Source organism: Streptomyces sp. CC0208, assembly GCF_003443735.1.
Lineage (GTDB): Bacteria > Actinomycetota > Actinomycetes > Streptomycetales > Streptomycetaceae > Streptomyces > Streptomyces sviceus.
Map to the genome: position 1 here is coordinate 2,567,242 of NZ_CP031969.1, position 11,962 is coordinate 2,579,203.

Sequence of the window (11,962 nt, forward strand, 5' to 3'; positions counted from 1 at the left end):
GGGCAGGCGAAAAGCTCCCCCCGCCCAGCACCCGCGCCGGGCCCTGTGGATCTACGTGAGCCGTCCGCTCAGCGCCGGGCGCCGCATCCGTAGCGCTCGCGCGAACGCGGGGACAGGCCCCGCACTGCAGGTCCGCCCCCGTCAGCCCAGCACGACAATTTCGGCCGCGTCGAACTCCACCCCGACCGCGTCCCCCACCTCCGGCGCCTCGCGCAGCGCACACGCGGCCTCCAACCGCGGCCCGCCGCCTTCCGAGGGGTGCAGTTGTACGGCGACATGCGTGCCCTTGAAGGTGCGTGCGCCGACCGTGCAGCGCAACCCCTCGTCGGCCGCCACGAGCCGCACTCCCGCGGGCCGCACCAGCACGCTCCGGGCCCCCTGCCCGGCTCCCGGAGACACCGGTACCTTGCCCCACGCGGTGTCCGCCGCCTCGCCGGTCACCGTTCCCTCGACCACGTTCTGGAAGCCGAGGAAGCGGGCCACGAACTCGTCCGCGGGACGCTGCCACACCTCAAGAGGCGTGCCGGACTGGGCGATCCGTCCGTCCCGCATCACCACGACCCGGTCGGCGAGCGCGAAGGCCTCGCCCTGGTCGTGGGTGACCGCGAGCACAGTGGTGCCCAACCGCCCGAACAGCTCGCGCAGTTCGACGACCAGCCGCTCACGCAGAGACCGGTCCAGCTGCCCGAGCGGCTCGTCGAGCATCAGCAGCCGGGGCCGCGGGGCGAGCGCCCGGGCCAGGGCGACCCGCTGCTGTTCACCGCCGGAGAGCGCGGCCACGGCCCGGCGGCCGGCGCCCGGAAGGCCGACGAGGTCGAGCAACTCCCGTACCCGCTCGCCCTGTTGGCCCTTGCCGACTCCGTGCATGCGCAGCCCGAAGGCCACGTTGGCGCCCACGTCACGCTGCGGGAACAGCTGGTGGTCCTGGAACATCAGCCCGACCCCGCGTCGGTGCGCGGGCACCCCGCCCTGGTCACGCCCGTCGAGCAACACCCGCCCGGAGTCGAGGGGTTGGAGCCCGGCCACCGCCCGCAACAGGGTCGACTTCCCACTGCCACTGGGCCCGAGCACGCACACGATCTCGTGCTCGGCGACATCGAGGCCCACCCCGTCGAGCACGGCCCGCCCGCCGAACCGTACGGTCGCGTCCTGAAGGCTCAGCAGCATCTAGAACTCCCCGGTCCGGTCGGTCCGCAGCCGTTCGAGGATCAGCAGCGCCACCGCGCACACCACCATCAGGATCGTCGAAAGGGCCATCGCCTGGCCGTAGTTGAGGTCCCCCGCCCGCCCGAGCAGCCGGGCCACGGCGACCGGCAGCGTCGGGTTGTCGGGCCGTGCGATGAACACGGTCGCCCCGAACTCGCCCAGCGACACGGCGAACGCGAAACCCGCCGCGATCAGCAACGCCCGCCGCACCATGGGCAGATCGATCTCCCGCCACACCCGCCACGGCGAGGCCCCGAGCACGGCCGCGGCCTCCCGCAGCCGGTGGTCCACGGCCCGCAGCACGGGCAGCATGGTCCGTACGACGAACGGCACCCCGACCAGCGCCTGCGCGAGCGGCACCAGGATCCAGGACTGTCTGAGGTCCAGCGGCGGCTCGTCGAGGGAGATCAGGAACCCGAAGCCCACGGTCACCGCGGACACCCCGAGCGGCAGCATCAGCAGCGCGTCGAAGCCCCGCACGAACCGCCCCGCGTCCCGCCGTGTCAACGCGGTCGCCGCGAGCCCCCCGACCGCCACCGCGATGGCGGTCGCGGCGAGGGCGTACTCCAGCGAGTTCCCGACCGCCTCGATGGGCGCGACGAGGAAGACCCCGCCGTCGCCACGGGTCAGCGCCCGGTAGTAGCCGAAGCCGGGGGCGTCGAGCGAACGCTGCACCAGCACGGCGAGCGGCAGGAACAGCAGTACGGCGATGCTGCCGACGACCCCGGCCAGCAGCCCCCACTCCCCCGCGCCGCGCGGCCGCCGGGCGGTCATGGACGCGTCCACGAGCCGCAGCGCGGTCTCCCGGCGCCGTACGGTCCAGGCGTGCAGGGCGAGGACCGCGCCCACCGCGACGAACTGGATCAGCGTCAGCACGGCGGCCGTGGACAGGTCGAAGATCTCGGAGGTCTGCCGGTAGATCTCCACCTCGAGGGTCGAGAAGGTCGGCCCGCCGAGGATCTGCACGACGCCGAAGGAGGTGAAGGTGAAGAGGAAGACCATCAGCGCGGCGGCGGCCACGGCGGGCGCGAGCGCGGGCAGGGTGACGGTCCGCCAGGCCTTGCGCCGGGACGCGCCCAGCATCCGCGCGGCCTCCTCCTGACGCGGGTCCAGCTGGGCCCACAGTCCGCCGACGGTCCGTACGACGACCGCGTAGTTGAAGAAGACGTGCGCGAGCAGGATCGCCCACACGGTGGTGTCCAGCCGTACGCCCCACAGGTCGTCCGTGAGGCCGCCCCTTCCGACGAGCGCCAGGAAGGCCGTACCGACGACGACGGTCGGCAGCACGAAGGGGACGGTGACCACGGCCCGCAGGACCTGCTTGCCGGGGAAGTCGAAGCGCGCGAAAACATACGCGCCGGGGAGTGCGACCAGGAGCGTGAGCGCGGTGGAGACGAGCGCCTGCCAGGTGGTGAACCACAGGACGTGCCGGATGTCCGGCTGGGCGAGGACATCGGTGATCCTGCCGAGCTGCCAGGTCCCGCCGGCCCTCAGTCCGCGCGTGACGATCGCGGCGACGGGATAGGCGAAGAAGACGGCGAAGAACGCGACGGGCACGGCCACAAGCCCGAGCCGGGCCGCCGCGTTCCTGACGCCCTGGCGGGGCCTTACTTCAGTACGAGCGAGGTCCATGACTTGACCCAGTCGTCACGGTTGTCGGCGATCTTCTCCGGGTCCATGGTCTCGGGATCCTTGGCCTGCGGACCGTACTCGGTGAACTCGGCCGGCACCGGGGCGCCGTCCACGACCGGGTAGACGAACATGTTGAGCGGCATGTCCTGCTGGAACTCCTTGGTGAGCAGGAAGTCCAGGAACGCCTTGCCGCCCTTGGTGTTTTTCGCGTTGCTCAGCAGCCCGGCGTACTCGATCTGCCGGAAGCAGGTGCCCTGCGCGACCCCGGTGGGCGCGGTCTTCGGCTTGGGGTCGGCGTAGATCACCTCGGCGGGCGGCGAGGAGGCGTACGACACGACGAGCGGCCGGTCGGCCTTGGCCTTCTTGCCGCCGGCGGAACCGGAGAACTCCTCGTTGTAGGCCTGCTCCCAGCCGTCGACGACCTTGACGCCGTTGGCCTTGAGCTTCTTCCAGTAGCCCTGCCAGCCGTCGTCGCCGTACTTCGCGGCGCTCCCGAGAAGGAAGCCGAGCCCCGGCGAGGAGATGGAGGCGTTCTCGGTGACGAGGAGGTTCTTGTAGGCGGGCTTGACCAGATCGTCGTACGACGTCGGCGGCTGGAGCTTGTGCTCGGCGAACCAGGCCTTGTCGTAGTTGACGCAGATGTCGCCGCTGTCGATGGGCGTCACCCGGTGCTTGTCCTGGTCGACCCGGTACTCGGCCTTGATCCGGTCGGCGCCCTTGGCCTCGTACGACTGGAAGAGCCCGTTGTCGAGCGCGCGGGAGAGGAGGGTGTTGTCGACGCCGAAGAAGACGTCGCCCTGCGGGTTGTCCTTGGTGAGGATGGCCTTGTTGACGGCCTGCCCGGCGTCGCCGTCCTCCAGGACCTTGACCTGGTAGCCGGACTTCTTCTCGAAGTCGGCGAGGACGCTCTTGGAGACGGCCCAGGAGTCGTGGCTGACGAGGGTGACGGTCTTGGAGCCGGAGCTTTTGGAGTCGTCGGACGACGAGCCGCACGCGGACAGCGTGACCAGGCCCAGGCCGACGACGACAGCACAGAACTTCTTGTTGTTCACGGTGATGACCGAACTTCCTACCCAGAATGACCTGGGCGAGGTTCAGAGGGTCTGCGGCCCGATTGCCGCACTCTCAGCGCTGTGGCGCTCCCCTGTCGGATATGAAGATGTACGTACGTACGGTCGTCAGACTACCGCTCGGTGGCCGCGAGCTGGCCACAGGCCCCGTCGATCTCCTGTCCACGGGTGTCCCGGATGGTCACCGCCACACCATGGGCGGCGATGGCCTCGACGAACGCCTTCTCGTCCTCGGGCCGGGAGGCGGTCCACTTGGACCCGGGGGTCGGGTTCAGCGGGATGAGGTTGACGTGCACGGGCTTGCCCTTGAGTAGCCGTCCGAGTCGGTCCCCCCGCCACGCCTGGTCGTTGATGTCCCGGATCAGCGCGTATTCGATGGACAGCCGACGCCCGCTCTTCTCGACGTACTCGAACCCGGCGTCGAGGACCTCGCGCACCTTCCACCGGGTGTTCACGGGGACGAGGGTGTCGCGCAGCTCGTCGTCCGGGGCGTGCAGGGAGATCGCGAGCCGGCACTTGAAGCCCTCGTCGGAGAACCGGTGAATGGCCGGCACGAGGCCCACGGTCGACACGGTGATGCCCCGCTGCGAGAGCCCGAGCCCATCAGGAGCGGGATCGGTGAGCGCGCGAATGGACTGCGTCACCCGCTTGTAGTTGGCGAGCGGTTCACCCATCCCCATGAAGACGATGTTGGAGAGCCGCGCGGGCCCGCCCGGCACCTCCCCGTCCCGCAGCGCCCGCATCCCGTCCACGATCTGGTGGACGATCTCAGCGGTGGACAGATTGCGATCCAGCCCCGCCTGCCCGGTGGCACAGAAGGGACAGTTCATCCCGCACCCGGCCTGCGAGCTGATGCACATGGTCACCCGGTCCGGGTACCGCATCAGCACCGACTCCACGAGCGTCCCGTCGAACAGCCGCCACAGCGTCTTGCGCGTGGTCCCCTGGTCGGTCGACAGATGCCGTACGACGGTCATGAGCTCCGGAAGCAGCGCCTCCTGGAGCTTGCCGCGCGCCCCGGCCGGGATGTCCGTCCACTCCGCCGGGTCGTGCGCGTACCGCGCGAAGTAGTGCTGCGAGAGCTGCTTGGCACGAAACGGCTTCTCCCCGATCTCCGCCACGACCTCCTTGCGCTCGGCAGGCGTGAGGTCGGCGAGATGCCGCGGCGGCTTCTTGGCTCCGCGGGGGGCGACGAAAGTGAGTTCTCCGGGCTTAGGCATGGCTGTACCAGTGTCGCAGATCATCCGCGAACCGCGTTCAGAGGATCCACACGCCCAGCGCCGCGACCGCGAGGCCGATGGCCACGAAGAAGAAGCAGGTGAGGGTGACCGGGAGTGCCTGTCCTCGACGGCGGGCGGGGTCCAGGCCGCGGTAGGTGCTGACCGCCGCGTAGACGCCGATGAGGGCGAGCGCGCAGCCGATGACGAGGGCGACGAAGCCGAGGAAGCCGGACCAGGTGGAGGGGTGGTCCGGGTTGGGGGTGACCACGGCCGCGAGGGCCGCTCCGCCGAGGGGGCTCACTTGTCGTTCTCGTCCTTCGTCAGGTTCTGGATGTCGGACTCGATACCGGACGCGGCGGCGTAGACGCCGGTGTTGAGTGTGGTGCCCACGGTGTTCCTGAACGCTCCGTCCGCGAGCTTTCCCCGGTCGCTCAGATGTTCGCCGCCGAGGCTGCCGTGCTCCTCCAGGGCATGGTTGACGCCGTGGTTCTGGGCATTTCCGGCGGCGCCGGCGACGGCGTTGGTCAGCGCGTCCTGACCCATGGTCGAGGCGTCCTGGCCGTTCGCGTAGTCGGCCGTCACCCCGCCCGTCACGTTGCCGAGCGCTCCGTTGGCCGCGGTGCCGAGCAGGCCCTCCCCCCTCAGGAGGTCTCCGGCCACCCCCGTGACCCGGGCCCCGATCGCGCCGGCGCCCGCGGTGAACCCGGCCGTGCCGCCCGCGAGCAGCGCGCCGTTCCTGAGGTCGGCGCCCACGGTCACCGGCTGCCCGTTGACGGCCTGGGTCACCATCAGGCTTCCCGAGTCCGCCACGAAGTTCGTCGCGAAGCTCTCCAGCCCCGTCCTGGCGAAGCTCGCGCTGACCCTGGCGACGGCCGTGAGCATCCGCTCCAACGTGGCGACCGTCTCCGCGCTGAGCCCCGAGAACCGCTCCAGGAGGCCCGCCACCCGCTCGGCCGCCGACGTGAACAGCCGGACCAGGTCCACGATCTTGGCGACCCGCTCCGCCACCGCCGTGTTCGCGACGAGGTCGGAGATGAAGCCGGTGAAGAACGACAGCGCGACCCCGGCGATCTCCATCTCGGCGATCTCGACACAGATGTCGATGATCTCCTTGTTGATCCCGTCGATCTCGTCGGCATAGGAGCGCAGTCCGTCGGCGACGTGATGGAAGTGGGCGGCGACGTTCTGGACGATCTTCTTCTGCTCGGCCCAGTGCTGCTCGAAGGCGTCCCGTGCGGCCCCGTGCCACCCGTGCCGGTCGACCCCGGCGATCGCGGCGTCGAGGGCCCGTACGACATCGGTCAGTTCCGTGCCCATGGCGTCCCAGGCACGGGCGATGGCCCGGAGCGTGTCGCCGTCGCCGCCCGGCAGTTCCACACCGGCCGCCTGGAGGATCTCCAGGACCTTGCCGTCGATCCAGCCGTTGATGCTCACGGACGGTCTCCCGAGGCCGCGGTGTGCAGATAGCCGAGGGCCGTGCGGTCCGAGTCGGCGTAGTGGGTGGCGTTCAGCCTGAGCCGGTCACCGTCGGTCCTGAGCACCTCCGGAAGACGCCCGAGCGCCTTGACCGTGTTCTCCAGCAACCGCCGGTACTTCTCGGTCGCCCCGTCGCAGATCCCCAGCAACCCGAACGCCTGCCCGATCTCCGCCGCGCTCCCCGAGAACGCCCCGATCGGCCCGGCGAGCCCCGTCGCCTCCCGGTCGAACCTGCCCGCCAGATCCGTCAACGTCTCGGGGTCCACCCCGAACTGCTCGCTCATCCCGCTCCCCCGTTCGAAAACCGACGCGACGGTCAGCATCCCGGACGAGATCCCGCGGAAACGGGTCCTTTTACGTAGGCGAAGCAAGGTCTGACCCACAATTTGCGCCAACCCGGTCTGAGCCATGCCGAGCTCGGCGCAACGCAAAGGGGCGGCAGCCGTCGCTGCCGCCCCTCGCCCGTCCTCGTGCGTCAGCCGCTGCCCACGAACAGCACCAGCAGCAGCCACACCACCGGCGCCGTCGGCAACAGGGAGTCCAGGCGGTCCATGATGCCGCCGTGGCCCGGCAGCAGCGTGCCCATGTCCTTGATGCCGAGGTCCCGCTTGATCATCGACTCGCCGAGGTCACCCAGCGTCGCGCTGGCCGCGACCGCGAGCCCGAGCAGCAGGCCCTGCCACCAGATGCCGTCGTCGATCAGGAACTCCATGCACAGCGCGCCCGCAGCCATCGCGAACGCCACCGCTCCGACCAGGCCCTCACGGGTCTTGCCGGGGCTGATGCGCGGCGCGAGCTTGTGGGTGCCGAAGCGCCAGCCGACCGCGTACGCGCCGGTGTCGCTGACGACGGTCAGGAGCAGGAAGGTCAGGACGCGGGCCGCCCCGTCCTCGGCCGTCAGCATCATCGCGACGAACGTGGCCAGGAACGGCACGTAGAACGCGGCGAAGACACCCGCCGTGACGTCCTTGAGGTAGCCCTCCGGCGGTTCGGTCATCCGCCAGACGAGGACCGCGAGTGCCGTGAGCGCCATGGCGACCCAGGCACCCTCCGCGCCCCGGACGTACCCCGAGATGACCATCGCGGCTCCGCCGAGCGCCAGCGGCACGAGCGGCGCCTTGATGCCCTTGCGCTCCTCCAGCCGCTTCGTCAGCTCCCACAGCCCGACCACGACGGCGACCGCTATCACGCCGACGAAAGCGGCCTTGACGAAGAACAGCGACGCGATGATCACCGCGCCGAGTCCGACCCCGACGCCTATGGCCGCACCCAGGTCCCGCCCCGCGCTCTTCTTCTGCGGCGCGGGCGCCGGCTGCGAGGAGTCGGGCATGGGCTCCGGATTCTGCTTCTGCGGTGCCGCCGGGTAGGGCTGCGCCGATGCGGTCACTTCACGGAACGTCCCGTCCCGGAACGTGTCGTCCCGGAACAAGGGGCCGCTCAGCCGAGCGGCCCCCCGGTCGTCATCCTGGTCGTCGCCGTCCCGGGGTACAGCGGGTCCGTCGGGCACGATGGGCATGGGGCGAGTGTGCTGCGCGTCATGCGCATCGTACGCGGGACCCGCCGGGGCAGCCCCCTGGACAGGCCCCTGGTCGGACGGCCCCCAGTACCCGGTGTGAGGCGGCGTCGCCCAGGAAGAGTCGTTCATCAGACCTCGAGAAGCTCCGCTTCCTTGTGCTTGAGGAGCTCGTCCACCTGGGCGACGTACTTGTGCGTCGCGTCGTCGAGGTCCTTCTCAGCACGGCGGCCCTCGTCCTCGCCGACCTCGCCGTCCTTGACGAGCTTGTCGATCGCGTCCTTGGCCTTGCGGCGGACCGAGCGGATGGAGACCTTGCTGTCCTCGGCCTTGCCCCGGGCCACCTTGATGTAGTCGCGGCGGCGCTCCTCGGTGAGCTCGGGGAACACCACTCGGATGATGTTGCCGTCGTTGCTCGGGTTGACGCCCAGGTCGGAGTCGCGGATCGCCTGTTCGATGTTGCGCAGCGCGGTCTTGTCGAACGGGGTCACCACGGCCATGCGCGGCTCCGGCACGGAGAACGAAGCCAGCTGGTTGATCGGCGTCGGCGCACCGTAGTAGTCGGCCACGATCTTGTTGAACATCGCCGGGTGCGCACGCCCGGTGCGGATCGCGGCGAAGTCCTCCTTGGCGACCACGACGGCCTTCTCCATCTTCTCCTCGGCCTCGAGGAGGGTCTCTTCGATCACCACTTGCTCCTGCGTGTCTTGAGTAGGCCCGGCTGCTGTTCCATGTGCGTGGGCGGCGGCCGGCTGCGTCGCGTCTTCTTCCTGCACGGTTCCCGACCGGCAGGACATTGTCCATCCCCCGGTCAGGGACCGGGTGTGTCCCCTGTCAGTCCCGGCTGCCCGGCTCACCCACCAGCGTGCCGATCTTCTCACCCTTGACGGCTCGGGCGATATTTCCCTCCGTCAGAAGCTCGAAGACCACGATCGGCAGCTTGTTGTCGCGGCACAGCGTGACGGCCGTGGCGTCGGCGACCTTCAGGTCACGGGTGATGACCTCGCCGTATCCGAGGGAGTCGAACTTGACCGCGTCGGGGTTGGTCTTCGGGTCGGAGTCGTAGACCCCGTCCACGCCGTTCTTGCCCATGAGCAGCGCCTCGGCGTCGATCTCCAGGGCGCGCTGCGCGGCGGTGGTGTCGGTGGAGAAGTACGGCATGCCCATACCGGCGCCGAAGATGACCACGCGGCCCTTCTCCAGGTGGCGCACGGCGCGCAGCGGGATGTACGGCTCGGCCACCTGGCCCATGGTGATGGCGGTCTGCACCCGGCTGTCGATGCCCTCCTTCTCCAGGAAGTCCTGGAGGGCGAGGCAGTTCATCACGGTGCCCAGCATGCCCATGTAGTCCGAGCGGGCGCGGTCCATGCCGCGCTGCTGGAGTTCGGCACCACGGAAGAAGTTGCCGCCGCCGATGACGACGGCGATCTCGGCGCCGTCCCGGACGACGGCGGCGATCTCACGAGCGATCTTGTGCACCACGTCGGGGTCCACACCCAGGCCCCCGCCACCGGCGAACGCCTCTCCGGACAGCTTCAGCAGAAACCGGCCGCGCACTTTGCCGTCGTCGCTCTTCTGGGCCTTGGTGGTCATGGGATCCCGCCTCTTTCACCTGTTGCACATACGAAGAAGGCCACTGCCGGTGGGAACTGGTTCGCATCCCATGCGCGGCAATGGCCTCCTCGTCAGATCTGCTGTCGTCCGCCACGCGCGTGCGTGGCGGCGTACCGGACGACTGCTGACGACCCTATCGGGCCCGCGCGTCGCTCGCGGTACGGACTCAGATGCCGACCTTGATGCGCGTGAAGCGCTTCAGGGTGACACCGGCCTCGTCCAGAACCTTCTGGACCGACTTCTTGTTGTCGAGCGCGTACGGCTGACCGAGCAGCGTGGCGTCCTTGAAGAAGCCGTTGAGGCGACCCTCGACGATCTTCGGCAGGGCGGCCTCGGGCTTGCCCTCGGCGCGGGTGGTCTCCTCGGCGACGCGGCGCTCGGACTCGACGACCTCGGCCGGCACGTCCTCCTTGGAGAGGTACTTCGGCGCGAAGGCGGCGATGTGCTGGGCGACACCGCGGGCGACCTCGGCGTTCGGCTTGTCCAGCTCGACGAGGACACCGATCTGCGGGGGCAGGTCGGGCATCGTGCGGTGCATGTACGCGGTCACGAAGCCGTCGGCGAACTGCGCGAAGCGGTCCAGGACGATCTTCTCGCCGAGGTTGGCGTTGGCCTCGTCCACGAACGCCTGGACGGTCTTGCCGGCCTCGATCTCGGAGGCGAGCAGGGCCTCCAGGTCGGCCGGGGAGGTCGCCGCGACGTGCTCGGCGATCTGGTTGGCGACGGCCTGGAACTTCTCGCCCTTGGCGACGAAGTCCGTCTCGCACTTCAGCTCGACGAGGACGCCGGAGGAGTTGTCGTCGGCGATGATCGAGACCACGGCGCCGTTCTCGGCGGAGCGGCCCTCGCGCTTGGCGACGCCCTTCTGGCCCTTGATCCGGAGCGCCTCGACGGCCTTCTCGACGTCGCCCGCGGCCTCGTCCAGCGCCTTCTTGCAGTCCATCATGCCGGCGCCCGTGAGCTCACGGAGCTTCTTGACGTCGGCGGCGGTGTAGTTCGCCATGAGTCTGTGAATCTTTCTCGAAGTCTGGAAGATCGAAGATCTACGGGGTCTACGGCCCCCATGTAGCCGGGGGCCGCCGACTCACCGCTGACCTACGGGTGAACGGCGGGAGCGGAGTTGGTGCACCGCTCCCGCCGTCACCCCTGACGCTGACGGGTCAGGCCTGCTCGGCGTCCGCGGCCGGAGCGGCCTCGGCGGGAGCCTCGGCAGCCGGAGCCGCCTCAGCCTCGGCAGCGGGGGCCTCGGCGGCAGGGGCCTCGGCAGCCGGAGCCTCGGCGGCCTCGGCAGCGGGGGCCTCCTCGGCCTTCTTCTCGCCGCCCTCGAGCAGGTCGCGCTCCCACTCGGCGAGCGGCTCGCCCGCGGCCTTCTCGCCCTTGTCACCGGTGGCGACACGCGAGCGGCTGATGAGGCCCTCGGCGACGGCGTCGGCGATCACGCGGGTGAGCAGGGTGACGGAGCGGATCGCGTCGTCGTTGCCCGGGATCTTGTAGTCGACCTCGTCGGGGTCGCAGTTGGTGTCGAGGATGGCGACGACCGGGATGTTGAGCTTCCGGGCCTCGCCGACCGCGATGTGCTCCTTCTTGGTGTCCACGATCCAGACGGCGCTGGGCACCTTGGACATCTCGCGGATACCACCGAGGGTCTTCTCCAGCTTGGCCTTCTCGCGCGAGAGCACGAGAAGCTCCTTCTTGGTGAGACCGGAAGCGGCGACGTCCTCGAAGTCGATCTGCTCGAGCTCCTTGAGGCGCTGCAGACGCTTGTAGACGGTCGAGAAGTTGGTGAGCATGCCGCCCAGCCAGCGCTGGTTGACGTAGGGCATGCCGACGCGGGTGGCCTGCTCGGCGATGGCCTCCTGCGCCTGCTTCTTCGTGCCGACGAACATGACCGTGCCGCCGTGGGCGACGGTCTCCTTGACGAACTCGTAGGCGCGGTCGATGTACGACAGCGACTGGAGCAGGTCGATGATGTAGATGCCGTTGCGCTCCGTGAAGATGAAGCGCTTCATCTTCGGGTTCCAACGACGGGTCTGGTGACCGAAGTGGACGCCGCTTTCCAGCAGCTCCCGCATCGTGACGACGGCCATGGCCGTTCTCCTTGGTGTTCTCGGTTGTACCGCGGGTACCGGAGGGCACCCGCGCCTGACGCCCGCGACGCGCCTTGCCGCAAAGGACCGAGAGGCGCTGACACCGACCGCGTGACGGCGCGGTGTCGGGGCGTGCGAAGTCGA

Annotated in this window: 12 protein-coding genes and 1 riboswitch; all 12 genes read right to left on the reverse strand. The window is 69.6% G+C overall.

Annotated elements, in window-relative coordinates; genetic code table 11:
• Positions 1 to 141 precede the first annotated feature (141 nt).
• Positions 142 to 1,167: an ABC transporter ATP-binding protein gene (locus D1369_RS11460; RefSeq protein ID WP_007384991.1), complete on the reverse strand. Its 1,026-nt coding sequence runs from the start codon at positions 1,165 to 1,167 to the stop codon at positions 142 to 144.
• The gene (locus D1369_RS11465) at positions 1,168 to 2,838 is read right to left on the reverse strand and encodes an iron ABC transporter permease (protein ID WP_007384990.1); all 1,671 of its coding nucleotides are present in this window, start codon (positions 2,836 to 2,838) and stop codon (positions 1,168 to 1,170) included.
• Positions 2,814 to 3,890: a thiamine ABC transporter substrate-binding protein gene (locus tag D1369_RS11470; protein WP_007384989.1), complete on the reverse strand. Its 1,077-nt coding sequence runs from the start codon at positions 3,888 to 3,890 to the stop codon at positions 2,814 to 2,816. The genes D1369_RS11465 and D1369_RS11470 overlap by 25 nt, the downstream gene beginning before the upstream one ends.
• A riboswitch (TPP riboswitch) is annotated at positions 3,887 to 3,994 on the reverse strand. It overlaps the preceding gene by 4 nt.
• 27 nt (positions 3,995 to 4,021) lie before the next feature.
• Positions 4,022 to 5,128 carry a 23S rRNA (adenine(2503)-C(2))-methyltransferase RlmN gene (gene rlmN, locus D1369_RS11475; protein ID WP_007384988.1) on the reverse strand — a complete coding sequence of 369 codons (1,107 nt, stop codon included), beginning with the start codon at positions 5,126 to 5,128 and terminating at the stop codon, positions 4,022 to 4,024.
• Positions 5,129 to 5,165: 37 nt separating this feature from the next.
• The gene (locus D1369_RS11480) at positions 5,166 to 5,429 is read right to left on the reverse strand and encodes a hypothetical protein (RefSeq protein WP_007384987.1); all 264 of its coding nucleotides are present in this window, start codon (positions 5,427 to 5,429) and stop codon (positions 5,166 to 5,168) included.
• The gene (locus D1369_RS11485) at positions 5,426 to 6,562 is read right to left on the reverse strand and encodes a WXG100 family type VII secretion target (RefSeq protein WP_007384986.1); all 1,137 of its coding nucleotides are present in this window, start codon (positions 6,560 to 6,562) and stop codon (positions 5,426 to 5,428) included. The genes D1369_RS11480 and D1369_RS11485 overlap by 4 nt, the downstream gene beginning before the upstream one ends.
• Entirely contained in the window at positions 6,559 to 6,888 is a 330-nt protein-coding gene (locus D1369_RS11490) for a type VII secretion target (protein WP_237557672.1), read from the reverse strand. Before D1369_RS11490 ends, D1369_RS11485 begins: the two co-directional genes overlap by 4 nt.
• Positions 6,889 to 7,079: 191 nt before the next feature.
• On the reverse strand, positions 7,080 to 8,249 hold the full coding sequence (locus tag D1369_RS11495) for a phosphatidate cytidylyltransferase (RefSeq protein ID WP_037901553.1): 1,170 nt from the start codon (positions 8,247 to 8,249) through the stop codon (positions 7,080 to 7,082).
• Positions 8,249 to 8,806 (reverse strand): ribosome recycling factor, encoded by a 558-nt coding sequence (gene frr, locus D1369_RS11500; protein ID WP_007384983.1) that lies wholly within the window; start codon positions 8,804 to 8,806, stop codon positions 8,249 to 8,251. The genes D1369_RS11495 and frr overlap by 1 nt, the downstream gene beginning before the upstream one ends.
• Positions 8,807 to 8,951: 145 nt before the next feature.
• Positions 8,952 to 9,710 (reverse strand): UMP kinase, encoded by a 759-nt coding sequence (gene pyrH, locus D1369_RS11505; RefSeq protein WP_007384982.1) that lies wholly within the window; start codon positions 9,708 to 9,710, stop codon positions 8,952 to 8,954.
• 187 nt (positions 9,711 to 9,897) lie between these two features.
• A complete protein-coding gene (tsf, locus tag D1369_RS11510) occupies positions 9,898 to 10,734 on the reverse strand; it encodes a translation elongation factor Ts (protein ID WP_007384981.1) in 837 nt (278 codons plus the stop codon).
• 157 nt (positions 10,735 to 10,891) lie between these two features.
• The gene (gene rpsB / locus D1369_RS11515) at positions 10,892 to 11,818 is read right to left on the reverse strand and encodes a 30S ribosomal protein S2 (protein ID WP_007384980.1); all 927 of its coding nucleotides are present in this window, start codon (positions 11,816 to 11,818) and stop codon (positions 10,892 to 10,894) included.
• Positions 11,819 to 11,962 lie beyond the last annotated feature (144 nt).

Coding starts and splice junctions, on each gene's coding strand:
- D1369_RS11460 (WP_007384991.1), bottom strand. CDS start 1,167: ATGCTGCTGAGCCTTCAGGACGCGACCGTACGGTTCGGCGGGCGGGCC.
- D1369_RS11465 (WP_007384990.1), bottom strand. CDS start 2,838: ATGGACCTCGCTCGTACTGAAGTAAGGCCCCGCCAGGGCGTCAGGAAC.
- rlmN (WP_007384988.1), bottom strand. CDS start 5,128: ATGCCTAAGCCCGGAGAACTCACTTTCGTCGCCCCCCGCGGAGCCAAG.
- D1369_RS11490 (WP_237557672.1), bottom strand. CDS start 6,888: ATGAGCGAGCAGTTCGGGGTGGACCCCGAGACGTTGACGGATCTGGCG.
- D1369_RS11495 (WP_037901553.1), bottom strand. CDS start 8,249: ATGAACGACTCTTCCTGGGCGACGCCGCCTCACACCGGGTACTGGGGG.
- pyrH (WP_007384982.1), bottom strand. CDS start 9,710: ATGACCACCAAGGCCCAGAAGAGCGACGACGGCAAAGTGCGCGGCCGG.
- tsf (WP_007384981.1), bottom strand. CDS start 10,734: ATGGCGAACTACACCGCCGCCGACGTCAAGAAGCTCCGTGAGCTCACG.
- rpsB (WP_007384980.1), bottom strand. CDS start 11,818: ATGGCCGTCGTCACGATGCGGGAGCTGCTGGAAAGCGGCGTCCACTTC.